Annotated in this window: 29 protein-coding genes; 16 read left to right on the top strand and 13 right to left on the bottom strand. The window is 27.9% G+C overall.

Features of this window, described 5'->3' with window-relative positions:
- The first annotated feature begins 196 nt into the window (after positions 1-196).
- Entirely contained in the window at positions 197-763 is a 567-nt protein-coding gene (locus KGF52_RS05535) for a GNAT family N-acetyltransferase (protein ID WP_227839427.1), read from the top strand.
- 157 nt (positions 764-920) lie between these two features.
- Here KGF52_RS05535 and KGF52_RS05540 read toward each other — a convergent pair whose 3' ends face one another.
- Complete coding sequence (locus tag KGF52_RS05540; RefSeq protein WP_227839428.1) at positions 921-1,781, bottom strand: YitT family protein; 861 nt, start codon at positions 1,779-1,781, stop codon at positions 921-923.
- Between the two features lie 985 nt (positions 1,782-2,766).
- On the opposite strand from KGF52_RS05540, the gene KGF52_RS05545 reads away from it, so the two are divergent.
- The 3 genes from KGF52_RS05545 to KGF52_RS05555 all read left to right on the top strand — a co-directional run bounded on the left by KGF52_RS05545 (position 2,767) and on the right by KGF52_RS05555 (position 4,752).
- On the top strand, positions 2,767-3,087 hold the full coding sequence (locus KGF52_RS05545) for a Fe-S cluster assembly protein HesB (protein ID WP_227435162.1): 321 nt from the start codon (positions 2,767-2,769) through the stop codon (positions 3,085-3,087).
- A 140-nt stretch (positions 3,088-3,227) separates the two neighbouring features.
- Positions 3,228-3,872, top strand: coding sequence for a tRNA (guanosine(46)-N7)-methyltransferase TrmB (gene trmB, locus KGF52_RS05550; RefSeq protein WP_227839429.1), 645 nt, complete (start codon positions 3,228-3,230; stop codon positions 3,870-3,872).
- Between the two features lie 148 nt (positions 3,873-4,020).
- Complete coding sequence (locus tag KGF52_RS05555) at positions 4,021-4,752, top strand: hypothetical protein (RefSeq protein ID WP_227839430.1); 732 nt, start codon at positions 4,021-4,023, stop codon at positions 4,750-4,752.
- Between the two features lie 146 nt (positions 4,753-4,898).
- On the opposite strand, the gene KGF52_RS05560 is transcribed toward KGF52_RS05555, so the two are convergent.
- Positions 4,899-5,177, bottom strand: coding sequence for a hypothetical protein (locus KGF52_RS05560; protein ID WP_227828036.1), 279 nt, complete (start codon positions 5,175-5,177; stop codon positions 4,899-4,901).
- A gap of 270 nt (positions 5,178-5,447) precedes the next feature.
- Between KGF52_RS05560 and KGF52_RS05565 the strand changes: the two genes are divergently transcribed.
- The 10 genes from KGF52_RS05565 (at position 5,448) to lexA (ending at position 13,884) form a co-directional block, all read left to right on the top strand.
- Positions 5,448-5,894, top strand: a complete 447-nt coding sequence (locus KGF52_RS05565; protein ID WP_227839431.1) for a hypothetical protein — start codon at positions 5,448-5,450, stop codon at positions 5,892-5,894.
- Between the two features lie 268 nt (positions 5,895-6,162).
- The gene (gene accB, locus KGF52_RS05570; protein ID WP_227828038.1) at positions 6,163-6,615 is read left to right on the top strand and encodes an acetyl-CoA carboxylase biotin carboxyl carrier protein; all 453 of its coding nucleotides are present in this window, start codon (positions 6,163-6,165) and stop codon (positions 6,613-6,615) included.
- 15 nt (positions 6,616-6,630) lie between these two features.
- Positions 6,631-7,992 carry an acetyl-CoA carboxylase biotin carboxylase subunit gene (accC, locus tag KGF52_RS05575; protein WP_227839432.1) on the top strand — a complete coding sequence of 454 codons (1,362 nt, stop codon included), beginning with the start codon at positions 6,631-6,633 and terminating at the stop codon, positions 7,990-7,992.
- A gap of 14 nt (positions 7,993-8,006) precedes the next feature.
- Complete coding sequence (accD, locus tag KGF52_RS05580; RefSeq protein WP_227828040.1) at positions 8,007-8,861, top strand: acetyl-CoA carboxylase, carboxyltransferase subunit beta; 855 nt, start codon at positions 8,007-8,009, stop codon at positions 8,859-8,861.
- Between the two features lie 20 nt (positions 8,862-8,881).
- Positions 8,882-9,826 carry an acetyl-CoA carboxylase carboxyltransferase subunit alpha gene (locus KGF52_RS05585; protein ID WP_227839433.1) on the top strand — a complete coding sequence of 315 codons (945 nt, stop codon included), beginning with the start codon at positions 8,882-8,884 and terminating at the stop codon, positions 9,824-9,826.
- A gap of 188 nt (positions 9,827-10,014) precedes the next feature.
- Entirely contained in the window at positions 10,015-10,275 is a 261-nt protein-coding gene (locus KGF52_RS05590) for a stage V sporulation protein S (RefSeq protein ID WP_003424039.1), read from the top strand.
- 153 nt (positions 10,276-10,428) lie between these two features.
- Complete coding sequence (locus tag KGF52_RS05595; RefSeq protein ID WP_227828042.1) at positions 10,429-10,800, top strand: ACT domain-containing protein; 372 nt, start codon at positions 10,429-10,431, stop codon at positions 10,798-10,800.
- A 29-nt stretch (positions 10,801-10,829) separates the two neighbouring features.
- Complete coding sequence (locus KGF52_RS05600) at positions 10,830-11,675, top strand: hypothetical protein (protein ID WP_227839434.1); 846 nt, start codon at positions 10,830-10,832, stop codon at positions 11,673-11,675.
- Between the two features lie 343 nt (positions 11,676-12,018).
- Positions 12,019-13,146 (top strand): tyrosine-type recombinase/integrase, encoded by a 1,128-nt coding sequence (locus KGF52_RS05605; protein ID WP_227828044.1) that lies wholly within the window; start codon positions 12,019-12,021, stop codon positions 13,144-13,146.
- A 102-nt stretch (positions 13,147-13,248) separates the two neighbouring features.
- Positions 13,249-13,884: a transcriptional repressor LexA gene (gene lexA, locus KGF52_RS05610; RefSeq protein WP_227828092.1), complete on the top strand. Its 636-nt coding sequence runs from the start codon at positions 13,249-13,251 to the stop codon at positions 13,882-13,884.
- A gap of 146 nt (positions 13,885-14,030) precedes the next feature.
- Here lexA and KGF52_RS05615 read toward each other — a convergent pair whose 3' ends face one another.
- From KGF52_RS05615 to KGF52_RS05625, 3 genes are all read right to left on the bottom strand, one after another.
- Positions 14,031-15,194 (bottom strand): ComEC/Rec2 family competence protein, encoded by a 1,164-nt coding sequence (locus tag KGF52_RS05615; protein WP_227839435.1) that lies wholly within the window; start codon positions 15,192-15,194, stop codon positions 14,031-14,033.
- 327 nt (positions 15,195-15,521) lie between these two features.
- Positions 15,522-16,154 carry an OmpA family protein gene (locus KGF52_RS05620; protein WP_227839436.1) on the bottom strand — a complete coding sequence of 211 codons (633 nt, stop codon included), beginning with the start codon at positions 16,152-16,154 and terminating at the stop codon, positions 15,522-15,524.
- On the bottom strand, positions 16,147-17,505 hold the full coding sequence (locus KGF52_RS05625) for a hypothetical protein (RefSeq protein WP_227839437.1): 1,359 nt from the start codon (positions 17,503-17,505) through the stop codon (positions 16,147-16,149). The genes KGF52_RS05620 and KGF52_RS05625 overlap by 8 nt, the downstream gene beginning before the upstream one ends.
- Positions 17,506-17,674: 169 nt before the next feature.
- On the opposite strand from KGF52_RS05625, the gene KGF52_RS05630 reads away from it, so the two are divergent.
- The gene (locus KGF52_RS05630; protein WP_227482658.1) at positions 17,675-18,274 is read left to right on the top strand and encodes an ABC transporter ATP-binding protein; all 600 of its coding nucleotides are present in this window, start codon (positions 17,675-17,677) and stop codon (positions 18,272-18,274) included.
- Positions 18,275-18,677: 403 nt separating this feature from the next.
- Complete coding sequence (locus tag KGF52_RS05640) at positions 18,678-20,276, top strand: peptide chain release factor 3 (protein ID WP_227839438.1); 1,599 nt, start codon at positions 18,678-18,680, stop codon at positions 20,274-20,276.
- 88 nt (positions 20,277-20,364) lie between these two features.
- On the opposite strand, the gene KGF52_RS05645 is transcribed toward KGF52_RS05640, so the two are convergent.
- From KGF52_RS05645 to eutM, 8 genes are all read right to left on the bottom strand, one after another.
- The gene (locus tag KGF52_RS05645) at positions 20,365-20,838 is read right to left on the bottom strand and encodes a cupin domain-containing protein (RefSeq protein WP_227839439.1); all 474 of its coding nucleotides are present in this window, start codon (positions 20,836-20,838) and stop codon (positions 20,365-20,367) included.
- Position 20,839: 1 nt separating this feature from the next.
- Complete coding sequence (gene eutH / locus KGF52_RS05650) at positions 20,840-21,931, bottom strand: ethanolamine utilization protein EutH (RefSeq protein ID WP_227839440.1); 1,092 nt, start codon at positions 21,929-21,931, stop codon at positions 20,840-20,842.
- Between the two features lie 10 nt (positions 21,932-21,941).
- Entirely contained in the window at positions 21,942-22,067 is a 126-nt protein-coding gene (locus KGF52_RS21390; protein ID WP_255640451.1) for a hypothetical protein, read from the bottom strand.
- Entirely contained in the window at positions 22,060-22,332 is a 273-nt protein-coding gene (locus tag KGF52_RS05655; RefSeq protein ID WP_227839441.1) for a EutN/CcmL family microcompartment protein, read from the bottom strand. The genes KGF52_RS21390 and KGF52_RS05655 overlap by 8 nt, the downstream gene beginning before the upstream one ends.
- 12 nt (positions 22,333-22,344) lie before the next feature.
- Positions 22,345-23,070, bottom strand: coding sequence for a TIGR02536 family ethanolamine utilization protein (locus tag KGF52_RS05660; RefSeq protein WP_227839442.1), 726 nt, complete (start codon positions 23,068-23,070; stop codon positions 22,345-22,347).
- 107 nt (positions 23,071-23,177) lie between these two features.
- Positions 23,178-23,807 (bottom strand): ethanolamine utilization phosphate acetyltransferase EutD, encoded by a 630-nt coding sequence (gene eutD, locus KGF52_RS05665; protein WP_227839443.1) that lies wholly within the window; start codon positions 23,805-23,807, stop codon positions 23,178-23,180.
- A gap of 12 nt (positions 23,808-23,819) precedes the next feature.
- On the bottom strand, positions 23,820-24,581 hold the full coding sequence (locus KGF52_RS05670; RefSeq protein WP_227839444.1) for a cobalamin adenosyltransferase: 762 nt from the start codon (positions 24,579-24,581) through the stop codon (positions 23,820-23,822).
- 126 nt (positions 24,582-24,707) lie between these two features.
- Positions 24,708-24,995 carry an ethanolamine utilization microcompartment protein EutM gene (gene eutM, locus KGF52_RS05675; RefSeq protein ID WP_003423991.1) on the bottom strand — a complete coding sequence of 96 codons (288 nt, stop codon included), beginning with the start codon at positions 24,993-24,995 and terminating at the stop codon, positions 24,708-24,710.
- Positions 24,996-25,010: the final 15 nt, after the last annotated feature.

The raw sequence follows: 25,010 nt of genomic DNA on the forward strand, positions 1-25,010 counted from the left end.
ATACATATATCTTACAATAAATAGAACTACTATAGAGCTTCTATTATTACTAACAATGTTGTAGATTTGAAAGATTTATAATAAGCTAATTTTTATTAAAATTAGAAATAAGGTTAATTTGAGCACATTTATATAATTAGTATCGTATTTTAAATATGAACAGTATATTAGATTAATGTATAAAGGAGGATTAGAAATGTCTGATTCTGAATATCCTCAAATGAAAACCTTAGAAACTAGAAACTGTATACTAAGACCTGCATCATTAAATGATACTGAAGATTTTTTTGATTGTTATAAAAATAAAGTAGTAGTAAAACATTTACCATTTAGTGAGCACAAGTCTTTAGAAGACACAAGAAAATTTATAAAATCATTTTTTTTAAATCCATATAAAAAAGGAAAAATAGGTCACTTTGCAATAGTATACAAAAGAGATAATAAAGTTATTGGGAATATGGGATTTAATAATATAAATCCCAAGGCATTGGAAGCAGAAATAGGCATATGTATTAATCCAAATTATTGGGGGCATGATTTTGCTACTGAGATAACTAAAAGAGTAATACAATATGGATTTAGGGAGCTAAATCTAAATAAAATCATTGCAATAACCTATGAAGAAAATACGAATTCTACAAAATCATTAGATTTATTAGGCTTTAAATGTGTAGGAAAATATATCAAAAAAATTCATACTGGAAGCACGATAAAAAATGTCCCTTGTTATCAGTATGAATTAAAAAAAATAATGAGTATTTAGTGTTCTAATAAGAGCTAGATAAAAACAATGCCAAAATCATATTATATCCACTAAAAAGGTTTAGTATATTAATATACTCACACTTTAATATAATATGATTTTGGCGTCTATAAGTTATTAAAAAATATATAAACAAAGTTATAAAATAACCTATTAATTAATTTTCTAAGTTTTTAAATCCTTCTCCAAGAACCTCATGCACATCTGTAACAATAACAAATGCAGTAGGGTCAGTCTTTTTAACTAATCTCTTAAGATAAAGTTCTTGTTTTTTAGAAACTACAACAAGTAGTACTTCTTTATTTTCTCTAGTGTAACCACCTTTACCATCAAGAATAGTAAGACCTCTATCAAGTTCTTTTGTTATAGCTTGTCTTAAACTTTCAGGTTCTTCAGAAATAATAAAAAATGCTTTTGAATGATCAAATCCTTCCATTATCATGTCTGCTATTTTTATTAAGACACAAAGCGCTATCCCAGAGTAAAGTCCCGTTTCTATACTACGATTTACTATACCAGAAGATATAACGACCATTCCATCTAAACAAGACATAAATTTTGTAGCTTTTATCCCTGGAAACTTTTTACTAAGTATAAGTGCAATTAAATCTGTTCCTCCAGTAGAAGCATCTGATTTAAACATTATTCCTAAACCTATCCCAACCAAAATTCCTCCTGCAATAGCAGATAGTAGTAAGTCATCAGTTAATCTCAATTTTGATAGTGGGTCTGTCAATTGGACTATAGCAGAGAATACAATTGTTCCAAATAACGTTTTTAATGAATTTTTTGTACCCATAATTCTAAAGGCAAGTATTACTAATGGTACACCTATGATTAACATGATAGCTGATACTGGAAGCCCTGTAACTTTATTTAATACTAAAGATAGACCACTAAGCCCTCCAGGAGCAATTGTATGTGGTTTTAAAAACATATTTATACCAATACTCATTGATATACAACCAAAAAATAACCCAATCATTTCAAGTAAAATTGGCGACTTTTGTTTTTTCATATAAACACCTCCATGAACTTGTCACAATTTAATATTATAACATATTTGACCAGTTTATATTATATAAAATTTCTTGACATAAGTAATTTCAAGTGTTTTATTATTCTTAATATTTGTAAAATATTTCTAAAATACATGATTTTCTGTCATTCTTCTAACACAATTATTTTTTAGTGGAAATTTTTTATATGTTATAATTTTTAATTCTTTTATTAAAGTATCCCCTATAAAAGTGGTTCTATGATATGCTTTTCTATTTTCATTAATATACACATATTATTTTGTATTCAGATTTAGATAGTTTGATAAGTAATTTTAAACTGTTTTATATATCGTCACTGTTTTGTATATTGTCGTAGTGCTTTATTAAATAAAACAGATAACTTGATAATATGAAACTATACACATATAATTTAAGAAGTATCATATTTAAGAATATTTGCATTAAAAATAGTTAAAAACACAAATATATAAGTTTAAGAAAAGATTTGATTAAATGCGTAAGTCTGGATATAAGACAATATTTTACTCGTACATTATTTTTTTCTTAGTGCTTTTCTGTAGTGCTTTTCTGTCTGGCTTTAACTGCAAGTAGTAATCGTATTATTACAGTTCTAGATGGTGTAATAGCATAATAATTGGTAGATGCATTATGCTAATTTTTACATAATAAATTTAAAGATTTTCTTAAACATTTTCCATACTTTTCAGATTGTATAAATTTTGTATATATGAATTAGACTATGTTAAATGTGTTATAATATTAAGGCAATAAATAAAAGATTATAGTATATATGAATTATTTTATTTGCTGTTTACTAAACATATTATCAGGGTATTTATTTAAGACAGTGAAATATTTAAAAGGTTTAAGTAATAATTGATAGAAGTTTTGGCAAAATATACAAAAACTAATTGATTATATACGTTATATGGGTATATAATAGATATTGTTTTAATAAAATACTTGAAAGGGAATGATTTGATGAAAATTACTTTACCAGAAACAGCTATTGATACTTTAAAAAGTATCCTAAAAGACAATCAAGATAAACCTAACAATGTAAGAGTATACTTTGCAGGTGTTGGTTGTGGAGGTCCTTCTTTTGGATTAGCTTTAGATGAGAAAAAAGAAGATGACTTAACTTATGAAGTTGGAGAATTGCAATTTGTAATGAGCTCTGATGAATACAGTCAATATGGAGATATAATTATAGAAGATACAGGGTTTGGATTTAGAGTAATTCCTGAAAACATGAAAGATCAAGGTGGAGGAGGATGCTCTGGTTGTTCAGGGTGCCACTAGAATTGATTTTTTAGTATATTGAGAACTCTCTTTGATAGAAATACTTTTCTATTTTAAGAGAGTTCTTTTTATTTTTAAGTAAGATAATGTATAATAAAAAATGTATTTTACTAATTTTTATATGTAAGGAGAATTTTATTGTGAGAAGAAGACGAAAAAAAGGTGCAGATGAAAAACTTTTAAGTTATACAGAATATGTCTTAAGGGAAGATATAGACAAATTAAAGGGAAAATGGAATATAAAGTTTGGAAATGATAATCCAATACATGTGGAATTTGGAACTGGAAAAGGTCAATTTATTACAACCTTGGCCAAACAAAATCCTGATATAAACTATATTGCTATGGAATTAAAGGAAGAAGTACTCTTAAAGGCTGTTGAAAAAGCTGATGATTCTAATTTAGATAATATATTATTTTTGTGGGCGGATGTAAGCGATATTCTAAATTATTTTGAATCTAAAGAATTATCTAGGATTTATATAAATTTCTGTGACCCATGGCCAAAAAATAGATGGAGTAAAAGAAGACTTACTTATTCTGGATTTTTAGAAATGTATAATAATATTTTAGAAGATAATGGAGAAATTCATTTCAAAACAGATAATGAAAAATTATTCGAGTTTAGTTTAAATGAAATTGCTGCAAATAATTGGCTCTTAAAGAATATTTCTCTTGATTTAAGCAGTAGTGAGTATAAAAATAATGTTACAACAGAGTATGAGGATAAATTTATGTCACAAGGCATGCGAATATTTAGATGTGAAGCTAAAAAACGTAACTAGTAATATGTTTATAAGTTTAATAGTAGAAATTTATGCTAATTTATATTAATAAAGTGTACGAAAGTAGGCATATATAACAAGGAAACAGAGCCCTCTCATAGAAATTAATTTACTATGTAAAAAATTTTGTTTTATGTGGGAGGGTGCTATGAATTTAGCTAATTTAATACCATTTCTTATTTCTGCGACGGCTTTAAATCCAATAAATTCAAACGATAAGATTTTAAGTGAAAACCAACTTAAAGATATTTTTCCTGATGCTAACCTGAGAGCAGTTGTAAAACGATATGTAAATCCAGATGAAATGACTATAAGTAATATAAAGGCTTTGGATGGAGAATTTTATGCAACAGGGGAAAATATTTCAAATTTAAAAGGTATATCATATCTTGAAAACATAGACAATTTTATTTTTTGGAACAATAACATAAAGGAACTTCCTAGAGAAATACTAGGTTTAAAAGATATGGACTCAATTAATCTTGCAAATAATTATTTAATTAATGATAATACAGTCAATTCTCTTTCTAATAATGGTGTAGATGTAAATTGCGACTTGAATTTTATTGATACAAAAGACAATCAATATAAATTGGATTCTAAATACCATAATGTTGACATAGCAAAAGGTGAGAGTATTGATTTGAGAAAAATAGTTACAAAGAAAATTGATAGTTATTACAAATATTGGGAAGTAACTAATAGCCTTCCAAAAGATTTAAACTTTGTGGTATCTGTAAGTGATAAGAGTATACTTTCATGTAAAGATATGATTATTAAGGGTAATAATAAAGGGCAAGCAGTTGTGAAAGTTATACTAAATGACAAAGATGATTTAAATACATCGCAAGAAGTTTTAATCACTGTAAATGTAAAATAACATAAAATAAAGTGTATATTCATATAACTTATTTAATTATTATATTTTTAATTTCAATATTAAATCAAAGCAAAGGTTGCTAGTAACAAAGCACTAATATTAATGTTTTGTTACTAGCAACCTTTAGATATCTATGAATAGATTATCTAAAAAATCCCATTTCTTTTGTTAGTAGCCCATATCCCTATTAAAATTATCAATGAATATACTATATACAAAAATATTCTTATATACTGAACATCTAGTCCAAAAAACTCAATATTACTTTGTGAGGTATGCAACATCACAAGTACTGCAGATATACCAATAAGCAAAGGATTAATTACTATTTGCTTATCAGTTCTTAAAATCATTATTTTCCCCATCCAAATTATCGATAATATAAAAAATAAAATTTTAAGACCAAACTCTAATGTATCTACCAAAGCGAAAACATCCCTTCATTTATAATAAATTTTTCAGCTTAATCAAATATAAAACCCTAATATAACTTTTTAAACTTGTACTAAATCCATATAAGATAATTTAATTAAGTTCTATAAAACTTTATCTACATTAATATATACTACACTATACTTTGCATTTCTTAAATATAAATTAATAAAATTAATAAAATTTTGTTCATGAGCATATAAAGATATATTTCATTATTTAAATGCATATCATTATATATACAGTTTTAGGAGGCGAGGTATATGGATTCTAAATTTTTTAATTGGTACACTCAATCCTTAGGAGGAACTTTTGGTATTATATCATGTATATGTGCTTATTTAAATGGATATATGTTTGTTTATACAAATAGCGCTAGTAGTTACTTTGAAAGTATAGGATTTTTAGGAATAATTTCAAGCTATGTATTACTTCCACTTTGTATGCTAACTTTGGTTTTTGGAATTATACGTTCTTATACTCCAGATACATCCGATAAAAGTATTTTTGATATACCCTTTTTTACTTTAAATAAAAGGTTAATACTTGTTACAGTAGTTTTTGGATTTATTGGTGCTAGATTTTATTTTATAATTCCTACAATTTTAATGACTTTTAACTTATATAGTAGTATTTTAATCACTAAATTAAAAGATATACTATATAAGAACAAAGAAAATGATACTAATATGAAAGAAAGTGAAGTCTAAATTGCATAATTTTGGTATTTGTCTTAAAAATCCCCGAGGTATTAATTTGTATTTTATTATATTTTGCAAAATATATTGAATTTTATTCATTTTATACTTATAATTTATATTAATAATGGAAAATTAAAACAAAAGAATTTACTGGTTGTTAATTTAAAATTAAAATATATCTGAATGTGTTGATTCTATAGTCAGCACTTTTTCTTTTATAAATTTGCTTTTTGTGATATAATATTAGCACCAGGTAATAATACAAGGGGGTAACAACATGAACATCAATGAAATTAAAGAATTATTAAAGGTCATAGACTCAACTAACTTAGAATATGTAAAGCTTGAAAGTAGCGATTTTAAATTAGAAGCATCTAAAAAAACTGAAGTTACAAGCTCGCCTGTTTTAAGTGTACAACAAGAATCGGTAGTAGATCTTTCTTTAGAAAAGCCATTTGTAAACGAGGCACCTGTAGTATCTAATGAGAATTTATCAATAGTAGTAGCTCCTTTGATGGGAACATTCTATGATTCTCCAAGTCCAGATGCAGAAAGCTTTGTCAAGGTTGGCGATGTAGTTGAAGAAGGTGACACTTTATGTATATTAGAAGCAATGAAACTTATGAATGAAATAACAAGTGAAATTAAAGGTGAAATAATTGAAGTATTAGTTGATAATGAAGAACTAGTAGAATATAATCAACCTTTATTTAAGATAAAACCATTGTAGTAGGAGGTATTTAAGTTGATAAAAAAAATACTAGTTGCAAATAGAGGCGATATAGCAGTTAGAATCATCAGAACGTGTAAAGAACTAGGCATAAAAACTGTTGCTATCTATTCTGAAATAGATAAAGATTGTTTTCATAGATATATAGCTGATGAATCTATTTGCATAGGGCCAAATAATATAAGCAAGAGTTATAATAACATAGAAAATATTATATACCTTGCTCTTAAATTAAAATGTGATGCTATTCATCCAGGTTTTGGCTTTTTATCAGAAAACCCTGAATTTGCAAAACAATGTGAAGAGAATAATATTATTTTTATAGGTCCAACAAGAGAACAAATGATTTTGATGGGAGATAAATCTAGAGCAAGAGAAACTATGATGGAATTAAATATCCCTGTTGTTCCTGGTTCAGAATCTGTTTTAAAAACTAAGGAAGAAGCTTTAGAAGTTGCAAGAGAAATTGGCTATCCTGTTATGATAAAAGCCTCAAGTGGAGGCGGTGGGAAAGGTATGAGAATCGTTAGAAAGGAAGAAGAGCTTTTTTCAAATTTTGATATGGCAAGTTCAGAAGCTCTAGCAGCATTTTCTAATAGCGATTTATATATGGAAAAATTTATAGAAAATCCTAGACATATAGAAGTACAAGTATTTGGTGATAAACATTCAAATGCAATACATTTAGGTGATAGAGATTGTTCTATGCAAAGAAGAAATCAAAAAGTAATAGAAGAGTCTTTAAGTCCATACCTTTCAGATGAAGAAAGAATAAATCTTCATAAAATTGCAGTGGATATAGTAAAAGGTGTAGGTTATATCGGTGCTGGTACTATTGAATTTATAGTTGATAAAGATAAAAACTTTTATTTTATAGAGATGAATACAAGAATACAAGTTGAACATCCAGTCACAGAGATGGTAACAAATCTTGACCTTATAAAACTTCAAATATCTATAGCTAATGGAGAAGAAATACCTTTTAAACAAGAAGATGTTATTTTTAGAGGCCATGCTATTGAGTGTAGAATAAATGCTGAAGATTCATCAAATAATTTTGCTCCATCACCAGGTAAGATAGAGTCATTAAATTTACCTGGAGGTTTTGGTGTTAGATTTGATACTTTTGTATATACAGGATATACTATACCACCTTTATATGATTCTATGATAGGTAAATTAATATGTTGGGCTGAGACTAGAGAAGAATGTATAAATAGAATTTATAGAGCTCTAGATGAAATTATTGTAGAAGGTATTAATACAAATGTAGAATTCCAAAAGGCACTTGTAACAAGTGAAGAGTTTAGAAAAGATACTCATCATACCAAATTTATAGAAGATGTCTTTATGAAGAAGGAATTTGCTACATTATAAGGAGTAAATAGATTATGATAAAAAAATTTTTATCATCAAAAGAATCTAAGTATGTTACGATTTCTTTAGATGACAACTTTAAAAAGAATAGTGTAGATGATAAATTTTGGACTTATTGCAAAGGATGCGATAGTCATGTATTTAGAAAAGACATAGAAGAAAATTCATTTGTATGTCCAAAATGTTCAAGACATTATGGTTTAAGAGTACGAAATAGAATAAATTTATTGATTGATAAAGGAACTTTTATGGAATTTAATTCTGATATAGAATTTCAAAATCCATTAAACTTTCCTAAATATAAAGAAAAAGTAGACTCTTATAAGGAAAAAACGAATGAGTCAGAAGCTGTTGTCACAGGTTATGGAAGATTAAATGGAATTAAAACAGTTATTTGTGTAATGAATCCTGATTTTATGATGGGAAGCATGGGTTCTATTGTTGGGGAAAAAATAACTTACTCAATAGAATATGCTGCCAAAAACAATTTACCTATAATTATTTGTTCTGCTTCAGGAGGAGCTAGAATGCAAGAAGGTATGGTATCTCTTATGCAAATGGCAAAGACTTCTCAGGCACTTGCTAAGCTTGAAGAAAAGTCATTACCATATATATCAGTTTTAACTGACCCTACTACTGGAGGAGTAACTGCTAGTTTTGCTATGCTCGGAGATATTATAATTTCTGAACCAAATACATTAATTGGTTTTGCAGGTCCAAGAGTGATAGAACAAACAATAAATCAAAAACTTCCTGAAGGATTTCAAACTTCTGAGTTTTTACTTGAAAAAGGTTTTATTGACATGATAGTAGATAGAAGAAAAATGAAGGAAGTATTGTATCAAATTCTTGCTATGCACAAGAAATAGGGCATAAAGGAGGAACTGTTTTGATTGAAAATAATAATGATAAAATAAAAGTCTTAGAAAATGATATTAAACAATTAGTAGCTATTTCTGAGGCAAATAATATAGATTTAAGTGATAAAATAAATTCTCTTAATGAAAAATTAGCAAAGCTTAAAGAAGATGCCTTTTCACATCTATCACCATATGAAAAGGTAGTGTTAAGTAGAGATATAAAAAGACCTACAACTTTGGAATACATAGAACATATTTGTTCTAATTTTTTAGAGCTTCATGGAGATAGGCTTTATAAAGATGACCCTTCTATAGTTGGAGGAATAGGGCAAATAGGAAAATTCAATGTTACTATAGTTGGTCACCAAAAGGGAAGAGATACTAAAGAAAACATAAAAAGAAACTTTGGTATGCCTCATCCAGAAGGATATAGAAAAGCGTTAAGACTTATGAAACAAGCTGAAAAATTTGACAGACCGATAGTGACATTTATTGATACATCAGGAGCTTTTTGTGGCTTAGAGGCAGAAGAAAGAGGACAAGGAGAAGCTATTGCAAGAAACTTACTTGAAATGAGTAAACTTTCTGTTCCAGTAATCACCTTTGTAATTGGTGAAGGTGGTAGTGGAGGAGCTTTAGGAATCGGAGTAGGTAATGATGTATGTATGTTAGAACACTCAGTTTATTCTGTAATTTCACCTGAAGGTCTCTCTAGTATCTTATTTAAAGATTCATCTAAAGCAAAAGAAGCTTGTGATGTTATGAAACTTACAAGTAATGATTTATATGATTTAAAAATAATAGATAAGATTATAAAAGAACCTCTTGGTGGTGCACAAAAAGATGTAGAAGCTGTTTCAAAGGAAATGAAGTCTTACATTTTAGAAAGATTAAATCATTATAAAGATATGCCTAAAGAAGAAATAATGTCTCAAAGGTATAATAAATTTAGAAATATTGGAAAATGCTTATAGAATATAAAGAAATTTGTAGATTTTTCATTATAAAATGGTTTTAAAAAATAAAGGTTTTCTTAAATCTATTATAGAAGTATATTTTTATAAAAGTATACTTTAAATGATGATTGTAATTAGTAAATGGCAATTGTGATTTAGTACTTTAGGTAATGGATACTTTAACAAATTAACAAGGAGATGTTGAAATGGAAGTACTAAAAGTTTCATCAAAATCTAATCCTAATTCTGTAGCTGGAGCTTTGGCTGGAGTACTGAGAGAACGAGGTATTGCAGAAATACAAGCTATAGGAGCTGGAGCTCTAAATCAAGCAATAAAATCAATTGCAATAGCAAGAGGCTTTGTTGCACCTAGTGGAATGGACTTAGTGTGTATTCCCGCATTTACTGATATAGAAATCGAAGGTGATAAGAAAACTGCCATCAAACTTATAATTGAACCTAGATAATATATCTTTTTGTTAGAATTTAATTAAGTTTTAAAGGTTGACTATGGAAATGATGTCCTGTAGTGAACCTTTTTTACTTTAATATATTTTATTTTATATAATTTTTAATGTATAATCTTAATTAAACAAATAAGTTTGAAGGAGATGTAGATTATGAAATTAAAACTATTTTTAGAAGAGTATGCAGTATGTAGATTAAATAATAACAGTGAAATACCAACATGGATAGATACAGAAAATTTTTACTCTATAACTAAAACTGATGATGAATTGAGCATTGTATGTTCAAACAACAATATCCCTTCTGATATTAAATCAGAAAAAGAATGGAGAATACTTAAAATCTTAGGCCCTTTAGATTTTTCACTTATAGGAATTTTATCTAAGATAAGTGGGTTATTAGCTGATAATAAAATAAGTATATTTGCAATTTCTACATATGATACAGATTATATTTTAATAAAAGAAAAAGATATAAAAAATGCTTGTAAAATTTTAAACTGTAATGGATATGAGATAGAGTAGTTGAAGACTTAAATGCGAGGTTCTAGTTTATGATTCATATAGTTGAGATTTTTAAAATAAGTATAATAAATATCTTTTGTTTTATAGGAATATTTATTGTATTTGGATTGATTTTTAGTATTATAGAAAATTTAAATAATAAATTTATCTTTTTATCTTTTGGAAAAACTGGTGTCATTGTAACTGGAGCTGTTGGAACTTTTATACATGAATTGAGTCATTTAATAATGTGTTTGATTTTTATGCATAAAATAAATTCAGTAAAATTCTTTAGACCAATTGAGAGTAAAAATGATGGAGTATTAGGATATGTAAATCATAGTTATAAAAAAGATAATATTTATCAGAGTATAGGAAATTTTTTTATAGGAATTGCTCCAATTATAGGTGGAACAATGATGATTATTGTACTTTTTAGAATACTATTACCAGATAGTTACATTAAAATAACACAAAACATAGATTTAAAATTATATGTAAGTATGATTAATAATTTTAATATAGCGGGTTTTATACAGATTATTTTAGATGATGTTTCTAATTTTGTAAAAATGATATTGTTAACACCTGATATATATTTATTAAGATATTTTATATTTATGTTTTTAATGTATTCAATTTCCACTCATATGTCACTTAGTAGTGCTGATTTGAAAAGCAGTTTAAAGGGTTTGAGTTTTATAGTTATAGTTATATTTGCAATTAGTCTAATTACATACTTATTTGGGCTTAATAGCTTAAATATATCTAGTTTAATAGTAAAGTATAATATATTTGTAAGTTTTTTTATGACGATAGGGCTTATTTTTTCAATAGTAACTCTCATAATATCTTATATTTTAAGTTTGATAAGTCCATTTAAAAATTTTAATTAAGATACTAAATTTTATACTATTTTTAGTTTTCTTATTTTAGTTTCCTTGAAAAGATAGTAAAATTCAAGATTGAAAAAGATTTTAGTAAAGCATAAAATTTCTCAATATATTTTAGTGAATATTTATTAAACATATATTGAGAAATTTAAAAAGAGTACTTGAACCCAACTAGTCTTTAAATGTGGATTTAGGGAATAGTTAACGCAAAAACCAATTAGAGCACTACTAATCTCTTAAAAAATACATTAATTGATTAAATTAAATATTTATGCTAACATAGCTACATTGTTATTAATAAAAATAACTTACAAATATTCATATTTTAATTTTAGGAGGTTTAAATTTGAATAATGATAAGAAAATTATAAAAGTACATAATAAATCTGATAAACCTGATAATATTGTCATCAAAGAAAATGAACTTATAGAAAAATGTCTACTTTTGGAAAATAAACTTCCTGTATTTATGAAAGATTATTTTATATATCTAAAAGGTTCTGTTGCCGTCTCTACACGACTTGCTTATTTAGAAGATATAAAGTTTTTCTGCTTATACATGATTGAGACAAAGGAACTAACAAGTGCAGATTGTATAAAAGACATTACAGAAAGTGATTTTAACATGATAAAATCAAGAGATATAAACTTATTTTTAGGCGATTATTGCAGCAGATATTATAAAAATACAGAAAAAAACACATTAATTTTTGAAAATAATAATAGAGCTCTGGCAAGAAAAAAATCATCCATCTCTACTCTATTTAAATTTTTATATAGAAATTCTCAAATAGATAATAACATAACTGATGGATTTAATCCAATAAAGCTACCTAAACCACAACCAGATGCTATTAAACGTCTTGAAATAGATGAAGTTGCAAAAATGTTAGAATCAGTAGAAACTGGTGAAGGTCTTACTGAAAAAGAAAAAGTTTATTGGAAAAAAACTAGATTACGTGATAAGGCTATATTAGCTCTATTTGTTACATATGGGCTTAGATTAAATGAACTTAGAGAACTTAATATCTCCTCTTTTAATTTTTCAAGAGGTGAATTCAAAATATATAGAAAACGTGGAAAAGAAGTCTTAATGCCTATAAATCATACTTGTGAACATGTAATAAAAGATTATTTGCAAAATGAAAGAACAAGAGATGATTTACTAAATGATGAAGTTAAAGATGCATTATTTTTATCTCTTCAAAATAAAAGAATTACAGCAAAAGCTATAAGAACACTTGTAAAAAAATATACATCTATTCCACTAGATACAACTAGAGATAATGGATATAGCCCTCATAAATTAAGAGCAACTGCTGCGACCTCTCTGATTCAAACAGGATTTTCTATATACGATGTTCAAAATTTACTCGACCATGATAATGTCACGACTACTCAACTTTATGCTGCACATAAAAAAAATGTAAAACGTGATATAGTTAAGAATTTTGAATGGATTGAAGATGATTAAAAATCAGGAACAAATGTTTGCAGATATAAATGGATTATGTTATAATTAAAAATATAAATGTATGGAAATAAAAACAAAATATGTTTGGAAATGAGTGATGTTATGTATTTAGATCTAACTGAAAAGCAAGTTTTAATACTGGAATTTATAAAATCTCAAATCATATTAAAAGGCTATCCACCTGCTGTAAGAGAAATATGTACTGCTGTAGGGTTAAGATCTACTTCAACTGTGCACTCTCATCTAAATAAACTTGAAAAACTGGGATACATAAGAAAAGACCCTACTAAACCAAGAGCTATTGAAGTTTTGGAGCGTAGTAAAGTCAATGATGTTTCTGGAGCTAACCAGGAAATAATAGAACTTCCTTTAGTAGGTCAAATAACAGCTGGAGAACCCATTTTAGCGCAACAAAACATAGAGGAATATATTCCATTCCCTGCCAGTTTAGTAAAGGGCAGTAATAACTTTGTATTAAAAGTAAAAGGCGAAAGTATGATTAATGCAGGAATTTTAGATGAAGATTACGTTGTAGTAGACAAAAAAAATACAGCCTTAAATTCTCAGATAGTAGTTGCACTTATAAATGGTGAATCTGCTACAGTCAAGAGATTCTTTAAAGAAGGAAACTTGATAAGACTTCAACCAGAAAATGATTTTATGGAACCAATTATGCTTAAAGACTCAGAAGTTGAAATTGTAGGTATTGTAACTGGTGTATTTAGAGTTATAAAATAACTATTAAAGAATATCAAAAAAATAAGCTATTTAATAGATAAAATATATCTTAATTTCTTTATTTTATCTATTTGGAATAGCTTATTTTTATGTGTATTTACTATTTTGTATTATTTGCTTTTTATTTATTATTTCCTATATTTTAACTATTGCTTTCCATAACATATATCACATGGGTCATTTTTCTTACTTTCTGCAATTGAACCTGATAATATTTTTTTACTTCTTGAAAGTCCACTACAATTTTTTGTTGAGTGATAACTCTTCCCTTTTGGAGTAAAATACACTATTTTTGACAAATTTGATGCATTTTGTTCCTTATTTAAGGATTCATTTTGGCCTGTATTGTTATTTGACTTTTCGGAGCTTCCATCTTCTCTAACACCTTTTTTGTAACTTCCATCTTTACAGCTTGTAAAAACTCCATCACCTGTAGATTCAAATACTATATCTGAACATTCGTCACTTCTATGTACTTTTACACCCATCTTTTTTAATTTGTTCATTGTTTCTTCATGTGGATGACCATATGAATTACCTTTTCCAACTAAAATTACTGCATATTCAGGGTTAACTTTATCTAAAAAAGCCTGAGATGAACTACTACGAGAACCATGATGAGCTACTTTTAAAAGGTCTACTTCTCCAAGTTTTGATAGTATTTCTTTTTCTGTACCTTCTTCAGCATCACCTGTAAATAAGGCTTTATCGTTACCATTAGTATATGTAAGTACTAGTGATTGTTCATTAGTAGTATCTCCTCCATTTGTATTTAGAACTTCAAAATAGGAATCTTCAAGATAAAACTTTTTATTTTCAAGAGGTACACTTGGAGATAAATCTTTATTTGCTAAAGCATTTATAAAATCTCTGTAACTCTTTGTTTCTGCTGAACCATTTGATACAAAAACATTTTCTATATTGAAATTTTTTACAACAGAATCAAGTCCCCCTAGATGGTCTGCATGAGAATGAGTAGCTATAAGATATTTAATATCTTTTACCCCTTGATTATTTAGGTAGTCTACCATTAAATTCTCATCATCGTTATCTCCCCCATCTATCAATGTAAAAGTTTTGCCCTCTTGAATTAATATTGCATCACTATTTCCAGTGTCAATAAAATGAATTTTTACATTTTTATCACTTGATATACTACTAGATAAAGTTTCTTGGTTATTTGATTGATTATTTTCACTATCTGTTGCACTGCTACAACCAGTTAAATAAATAGATACAGAGATTATTAGTAGAAATATTAAGGATTTAACTTTAGAATTTTTTTTGTTATTTATATTTTTTTCTATCACAAACTACGCCTCCATTTTCATAATACACTAGTAATTATAACATGATATGCGTTTTTATGATATTTTTTTACATAATATTTTAATTAGCATTTATAAAATAATAATAAAAAAAATTGACACCGTATAAGTTTTATATTATATAAAATGAATTATTTTACATCAGTAGTACCCAGTTATGCATTTTAAACGACCATTTATGTTTAAAATATTGCAAAATTCTTCCAAAACTTATAATATATTAAATATCAACAAAAATAAATAAACTTTTTCCTTAAAGAAGGCTTAAAGCTCACACCAACTGCCTTCTTTTTTTTTATAATTTTTTAACTATTTATTTTGATTAATATTTATTTCATATTTTAGCTCTACTCTTCTAGATGCATCTCTATTTACACTATTATCTCCATTTTTTACGAGTTCAGCTTTTGACCTACCTATTGCAATAATATGTTTAGTTACTTCATCTTTATATTTATAATTACCTATTTCATCTCCTACTACAAATTTAGCAACGCTATATGCCCTTCTTTGTGATAAATCTAAGTTATAGATATAGCTTCCTACATCGTCTGTATGACCTTCTATAACTATTTTAGATATATAGTCGCCATAATCTTTATAAATAGTTTCTATGTACTTTGGAACAAACATTTTTAACATCTCTTTAGCCTCTGGTTTCAAGACATCACTATCTACATCAAACATTGTCCTTTCACCAAAAGTTACTTGACCATTAGCCTTATCCACTTTCACAGGTATACCACTTTTTTTAAAGGTTTCTTCAACAGAAGCATTCACATTTTTAGCTAAATCTTGTTCAACTGAGCCTGAGATACTTTCTGAACTAAATAAGATAAGAATTACAACCATCAACACAGTGGATAATAAATCTGTAAATGTTGGCCAGAAACTACTCTTTTCAAATTCTCTGTTAACAGTTCTTCTATATTTATTATTCATTTAACTCATCCTCACCTATGGCCTTTATTTCTTTCTTTTCTATCTCATAAATTTCTTCACTTAAAGGATTAAATATACTATCAATATTATTTTCAAATAAATCTTCACTATCAAGAGGAACTTCATCTTGCATGAAGGAGTTATTAAACATAACATCTAGCTTATCTTGAATGTCTAAAGAATTCTCAAACATTATATCTAGTTTGGTTTGTAAGTCATTAGAAAAGTTCTCAATAATACTTGAAAGATTCTTAATTGAATCGTCTAGAGTGTATTTTTCATCTAAAAGAATTTTTTGATTTTGATATATTTTGTTTTCATGAGTCATTAATTTAGTTAACAAATCTTGAGCACTTCTTTCATATAAAGCAAATCCTGCATTTATATTTCTTATATAATCTTTAATTTTATGCTGGCTTTCAGTGGAATTATATATATTTTTTGATGATTCTTTTATATCAAATAGAATTTCCTTATTTATATTATCTTGATTATCATACTTATCAAACAGTTTCACAAATTTTACATTTAAAATATTAAACTGTTTATCTAATTTTCTTACACTTTGGTCAAATGTCTTAATAGAACTTTGAGAGCCTTCTAAAAGACTTTTTAAAGCTTCTATTCCACTGATAAATTCGTCATTAAAATCATTTAAGTCTTTAGATATTTTATCAAATTTTTCAATAGCTTCTATAGACTTGCTTATTTGTTTTATTGTATTTTTTACTTCTTCTACTTTTAAGTCCATTCTTTCTGATTTAATATGAGTTACCTCAGATGTCAGTAGATTCTCAGATTTTAACATTATTTGTATCAAAACATGTTCACAGTCTTTTATCTTTGTAAAATATCCTATAATTAGAGAAAATACCACTCCAAATATACTAGTTGTAAATGCAGTTTGCATGCTACTAATAGTCGAAGGAAGTGAATTTATAATATCTTTAGTATCAACACATAAAAGCATTGTAGAAAGCCCAACAAAGGTACCTAAAACTCCAAGTAATATACTTATTGAAGATGAATTTTTTATGCTTCTAATTTTTTCTAATATTGGTAAGTTATTATATTTTAAATCTGATACAACTTCTTCTACAAATGAAGTTATATTTACATCAGCATAAGGATTTTCTTTACTATATGTATAGTAATCATTCCTTATTTTGCTATAAAACACACTCGTTTTATAGTCTCGGTTGATTTCTTCTAGTTTTGAACTTACAAACAAATACAACTTGTTGTTTTCTACAATTTTAAAAATAGAATACAAAGTTATTGCAAGTAAAAATAATATAGTTATTGGATTAGTAAATATTGACTCTATCAAATTAGTTATTATGTTACTCAATTTTATCCCCTACCTTATAATTTATTTATCTCTAATTTATACGTACAAGTTACTAAGAAAATACGTAAATAAACAAAATATTTATATTATATTTATGAAAAATGGTACAAATAGGTTGTAATGTTAATAACATAATATATACGAGCTAAAAGTTATAGGGGGTGGCATGATGAATGACAACATAGTAGAAGTTAAAAATATCAATATGAACTTCTACACTAAGGAAGGCGAGCTTGAAGTATTAAAGGATGTAAATTTTAATTTGAAAGAAGGCGAAATACTAACATTACTCGGACCTTCTGGAAGCGGAAAATCTACAATTTTAAATATTCTTACTAATCTTTTAAAACCAACTAGCGGTGATGTAAAGATTACTGGAAATATTGGATATATGTTTCAAAAAGATAATCTGCTTGAATGGAGAAATATAATGGATAATATAACTATTGGTTTGGAAATTCAAGGAAAAAAAGATAAAAAATCTTTAGATAGAGTTGAAGAGCTTTTAAAGACTTATGGACTATGGGATTTCAGAAGCATGTATCCTAAAGAATTATCTGGTGGTATGAGACAAAGAGTTGCTCTTATTAGGACACTTTCTGTAAATCCAGATGTTTTACTTTTAGATGAACCTTTTTCAGCTCTTGACTATCAAACTAGATTGTTGGTTTGTGATGATGTTTATAGTATTATTAAAAATGAAAATAAGTCTACTATTTTAGTTACACATGATATTGGTGATGCGCTTTCTATAAAAGTGCAACTTTAGAAATTAATCTATTTTTTTGTTTAAATCCATCCATTTAGATTCTAACTCTTTTATCATATTATCCTCTATTCTTACTCCAAATGATTTAATGCTCTAATACTGGTTATTCCATGATTTAATAATGAATATAATGAAATATTATGTGCTTTAATATCCCAACAAATGAGTCTTCCAAATATGCGGGAGTTTCCTGGTGGTAAAGTTGAAAAAGATGAGTCTCTTGAGAGTGCAATTGAGTGTGAAATAAAGGTTTCTATATTGACAGTTTTGCAATAAAGTTATAATATTAATAGGATTGTAGTTTTTTATAGCATATGGAAAATTATGTTCATTTTAAAACTATTAATAAATATAATTTTTTATATTTGGATAATCGTAAAATTAAAATAAAGGATGATAAAAAATGACAGAACAAAATTTAAGCTTGATTGATGAAGTTAAAAGAAGAAGAACCTTTGCAATCATTTCCCATCCCGATGCAGGAAAAACTACATTAACTGAAAAGTTTCTATTATATGGTGGTGCCATTCGTGAAGCAGGATCGGTTAAATCAAGAAGATCTCAAAAACATGCAGTATCTGACTGGATGGAAATTGAAAAACAAAGAGGTATATCTGTTGCATCAAGTGTTCTTCAATTTGAATATAATAACTTTTGTATAAATATTCTTGACACTCCAGGGCATCAAGATTTCAGTGAGGACACTTATAGGACTCTTATGGCAGCAGACTGTGCAGTAATGGTTATTGACTCTGCTAAAGGTGTCGAGGATCAGACAAAGAAATTATTCCAAGTTTGTAAAATGAGAGGAATACCAATTTTTACTTTTATAAATAAAATGGACCGTCAAGGAAAGGATCCCTTTGAACTACTTGAAGATATTGAAAATGTTCTAGGAATTCGCTCTTGCCCAGTAAACTGGCCAATTGGTTCTGGTAAAGAGTTCAAAGGTGTGTTTAATCGTCATAAAAACCAAGTTGAACTATTTGATGATGGTAACCATGGACAATCTATTGCTAAGTCTACAACTGGAGATATATCTGATGAAAGATTTAATACTTTATTAGGTGATGCTCTTCATGAAAAACTACTAGAAGATATTGAACTTTTAGATATTGCTGGAGATAATTTTAATTTAGACGGAGTATTAAATGGTGAATTGACACCTGTGTTCTTCGGAAGTGCCCTTACTAACTTTGGTGTAGAACCATTTTTAGAATCGTTTCTAGAAATAACACCTCCGCCAAATCCTCGTAGCAGTAATTTAGGTGATATTGACCCTAATTCTAATAGCTTCTCAGGATTTATATTTAAGATTCAAGCTAATATGGATAAATCTCATAGAGATAGAATTGCATTTTTAAGAATTTGCTCTGGTAAATTTGAAAAAGGTATGACAGTAACTCATGTACAAAGAAACAAAAAGGTTAAACTTTCACAACCTCAACAGTTTGTAGCACAAGACCGTGTTATAATAGATTCAGCTTATCCAGGTGACATTATAGGGATACATGATCCAGGAATATTTAATATTGGTGATACATTAAGTGAAAAAAAATCAAATTTACAGTACACTGGCATACCACAATTTGCTCCTGAACATTTTGTAAGAGTATCTACAAAGAATGCTCTTAAAAGAAAACAGTTCTTAAAAGGTCTTACACAATTATCAGAAGAAGGTACTATACAGATATACAAACAACCTAATTTTGGTATGGAAGAACTTATTGTAGGAGTAGTTGGAGTTCTTCAATTTGAAGTTTTAGAATATCGTCTAAAACAAGAATATGGTGTTGATATGATAATGAACACACTACCTTATCGTTATATACGTTGGATTGAACCTGATACTTTTAAATCGGATAAGCTTTCAATACCAATGGATACAATATTAGTTGAAGATAAAAATAGCAATCCAGTATTGTTATTTCAAAATGAATGGTCTATTAGACATCTAATTGAGAGAAATGAAAATGTAGTTTTAAGAGAAACTTCTCTATAAAAAATAAATGTTAATCCCCCTACGTCTATTTTTAAACGTAGGGGGATTAACATTTATTTGATTATTATTAACTTAATTCAGTTTCTTGTTAATTTTGAGATGCCCAATCTGCTGGATATGTTACATATATAAATCTAGCATAATCAGGTACAGAAAATTGTATTTTACTTCCTTTTGGTATAAATATTAACTCACCTGAAGAAGCAGAAACCTTTCTTCCATCTATTAATATATCTAAAGTTCCATCTATTACATAATCTATTTCATCATAGTTTAGAGTCCAGTCAAAAGTTGTTTCCTTCATTTCCATCATACCACAACCTAATCTTGGGCTTTCCTCTAATGTAAATAAATCTTTTGTGTAAACTACATCGCTTGGGTTTCCTGTATCTAATCTATCAGATTCACTAACCTTTACAGTTGGTAATTTTATAGAAGTTATTCCACTAACATCTTTATTTCTAACAAAATCTGCAGTATCTTTAGTTCCATTTATTTTTTCTTCTATTATTTGTCTTACTAATGTTTCAATTAAGTTTTTATCTATATTTGCTATATCCATCTTATACATTCTCCTTCTTTAATGTCTTACTTGCTATAACCATAGCTAATAAGACTGCTGTTATACCACCAATTAATTTAGCAACTATCATTGGTGTTATCATATTAGCATTAAATCCTGCTGTAAATCCTAAGTGGTCTCCAAATACGAATGCTGCTGATACAGAAAATGCTACGTTTATTATCTTTCCTCTATTATCCATATCTTTCATCATACCAAACATTGGTATACAGTTAGCTAAACTTGCAACAAGCCCTGCAGCTGATACATCATTCATTCCAAGAACTTTTCCTAAAGCCATTAATGGTTTATTAAATACCTTTGTTATAACAAATACTAATGGGAATGCTCCTGCTAAAACTATTGCAATATCTCCAACTATTTCTATACCTTCACCTATTGGCTTCATTCCAGGTATTACAACTATCCCTGTTAAGGCTTCAACTATTGCAGCAGCAAGTCCTAAAGTTATAACTATCACTACACCCTTTCCAAAATATGTAAATCCTTTTATCATAGCATTTTCAAATTTCAATAATCCAAGTGCTATAACGACTGCAAATATTATTATTGGTATCAAGTTCCTAAGAACCATCATTACTTCAAATCCTGCAACTAATCCACCAACAAAAGCTCCAATAGGTATTGTTATTATCCCTGCAAGTATTCCTGTTGCTAAGAATTTTTGGTCTTCTTTTTCAATTATTCCAAGTGCAACTGGTATTATAAACACTATTGTAGGTCCCATCATAGCACCTACTATTAAGCCTCCAAATAATCCAGCATTAGGGTCTTTTGCAAGCTCAAGGGCAAGTGGTGCACCACCCATATCATTAGCTAACAAACTTCCAGCAAACATAGCTGGGTCAGCTCCAAGCATATCAAACACTGGTACTACAATTGGTCTTAATACATCAGCAAGAACTGGTGCTAGACATATAACACCTACCATTGCAACTGCAAGTGAACCCATTGCCATTATACCTTCTTCAAATTGTTCTCCAAGACCAAATTTACTACCTATACATTTATCTATAGCCCCAAGTACCATGAAGACTACCATTACATAGATTATAATTTCATTTATACTCATAGTTCCCCCATTATTTTATTAGATTTTTTATTATTTGACTGTCTACTGATGATATTACAGTCTTATATATTGTGAATTTAATTTCTATACCTTTATCTATACTTTTAAACTCTATAGTGCCTATACTTTTATTCATCAAACACTTCAAATGAATCGACTACTCCAACTATCGTTGCATCTACTGGAACATGAACTTTTTCAATCGATTCTCTAGCTGAGGAACCTTTGGATATAAGAACTAAGTCTCCATTTCCTGCTCCTGCATTATCGGCTGCAACCATGAAGCCTTCCTTGTACGTGTCTTTAGTTTTTAAAATTTTTACAACTAAAAGTTTTTGACCACATAATTTTTCATCTTTTCTTGTGGCCCAAACATTACCTACAACTTTTCCTATATCCATAAAATTACCTCCTTACACTTTCTTTAGTTTGAGATGGTGTATTTTCATAAAGTCTACAGCTAATGGCGTTATTATACTTTTTTTATTAACTAGTATATTTTTAACTCCATTTATAGTTGGTTTTCTTAAGTCAGCTTCTGATATAAGTTTTTTATTTCTTAAATCTAAACTAAATTCAGTATCTATCTTCATACTTTCTACATTGTTTAGACTTTCTATATCTTTATTTAAAGCTTTTGTATTTTCTTTTTTAGAAACTATAGCACTTGATACTTCACTTTTTATACTTAACTTATTTTTATTTATAGTATTTAAGTCTTTTATAATTTCTACACCAAATTTACATATTTCATCTTCAAAGAACATAAACTTCTTATATAATGCTTTTGGTGCAGTATCCTTATATTTTTTGTATTCAATTCCTTCATCTAAGAGATATACTTTCTTACCCTTCATAATCATTTTTAGTATAAATCTTTCTTCTTCACTTGTTGAATTCCCAAGTGCTATGTTTGATAATCCTCTCATACAAAGTTTCGAAACTATCACTATTTCACACTCTTTTGTACTTCTATCAAATTCAACTATTTCAAATTCATCTTTTAATAAGTTAAATTTACTACTATCCTGTTCAAATACAATTACAGCTTTAGGTTTACTAGATACTTTCAATTCATTATTGTTTATTTTTTTATAAACTTCTTCTATTATTAGATTTACAAGGTCATCATAATTCATATTTAATCCTCCCTAGAGGTATTTTCTATATTCATCTTTCATACTTTTCTGTATTTTTAATACTTCCAACATTGTATATAGTAAATGAAATTAGAAGTTAAATTAATTTATGCTTTCTTTATTATTTTAGCAACAGTCCCTTTTGAATAGCCACATGCATTGGCTTCATCATAATCTATGTGCATGTAAGTTTTAAAGATGTCACTAACTCTTATTACTACATCATCAAATGTTAAAGGTCTCTGACCCATTACCTTAGCTTCAACTATTTCTTTATCACATACATTGAATTTTTCAGCATCCTTAGGAGTCATGTGTATGTGTCTTTTAGCAACCATTAACCCCTTATCAAGTTCAACTTCATCATGTTGTGTTGATATTTTAATACTTAAAGTACCTTCTAAGTCTCCACTTTGTTTTATAGGAGCTTTTAATCCAAGAGTTGAACCATCTGTTAAAGATATTTCTACCTGAGTTTCATTTCTACATGGCCCAAGTACAACTACATTTTTTATACTTCCTTTAGGACCAGTTATTGTGACTCTTTCCTTACAAGCATATTGACCTGGTTGAGATAAGTCTTTTAATTTTGTAAGAGTATATCCTTTACCAAATAATTTATCTACATCTTCTCTACTTAAGTGAACGTGTCTTCCTGATGCCTCAACTTCTATGAATGCTTCTTTTTTAACTCTATTTATTACTTCTTCTACTATTTCATTTAATAGACTCTCCATTGCGTCCTCCAACTACTTATACTTATTAGTTCTAACTTTATATATCATTATCCAAAATACTGACGATAATCTATTAAGTGCCTTTATTAAATCTTCTCTTTGAACATTTCCGTACTCACCTTTAAATGCTTCGTAAGCTGCAAGTTCAACCTCTCGTGTATTGCTTCTTATACTATTTATAGCTACTACTACTTCTCCCATTTCATAACTTGGGAACTCATGTCCTATACCAAAGTATTTTTTAGGATAGTGAGATTGTTCTCTAAGTTCTTGTGGAGTCAATCCTAAAAGTTTAAAATCTTCTAGTTTTTCTTCTAAAACCTCACATCTCATTATATTTCTTACAAAGTCTAATACCTCTTGTAATTCCTTAACAAGCTTTGGCATACCTAGTTTTTGGCAAAGAATCTGTGCTTTTAGTATTTCTGATTCAAGAGAATCTATTTTACCTCTTAGTATTATTCTTTTATGGTCTTTAAAAACTAAAAGATTTCCATTTAATTGAGTCATATGTTCTGGTTTTTCATCCAATTTAGCACCAAATACAGTAGTATATTTATATGTTTTCTCTTTAACTACTTCTTTTATAACTTCTTTGGGTTCATTATTTATATCTGAAAGCTTATCAATATATTTGAGTTCAATACTTCTCTCAGTTAAATAAGATTTTGCAGAAGGAGTTATTATCTGTCCTTTTTCTATATAGAATTCAGTTACATTGTCTTTGTTTTTTCCTATTTTTCTTTTTATTTCGTTTTCTGTTAAAACACCCATTTTATCACATCTCCTATTAGATGTATAAAAAAGGCTACCTCAAAATACATTGAGTTTATTAGTAAGACTCATTTTTGAGATAGCCTCTTTTTTAATCAAAATTTAAATTTTAAAATTGCATTTATATTACTCAGCTGATACTTTTGGTAATATAGCATCTACTTCAAAATGTGGTCTTGGTATAACATGAACTGATATTAGTTCTCCAACTCTCTCAGCAGCTGCAGCTCCAGCATCTGTAGCAGCTTTAACAGCTCCAACATCTCCTCTTACCATTACAGTAACTAATCCTCCACCTACTTGTTCTTTTCCTACTAATTGTACATTTGCAGCTTTAACCATTGCATCTGCTGCCTCTATCGCTCCTACTAATCCTTTAGTTTCTATCATTCCTAATGCGTTTGCACTTGCCATAATCTTATCCTCCAA

The sequence above is a fragment of the Clostridioides sp. ZZV15-6597 genome, assembly GCF_020657815.1.
GTDB lineage: Bacteria > Bacillota > Clostridia > Peptostreptococcales > Peptostreptococcaceae > Clostridioides.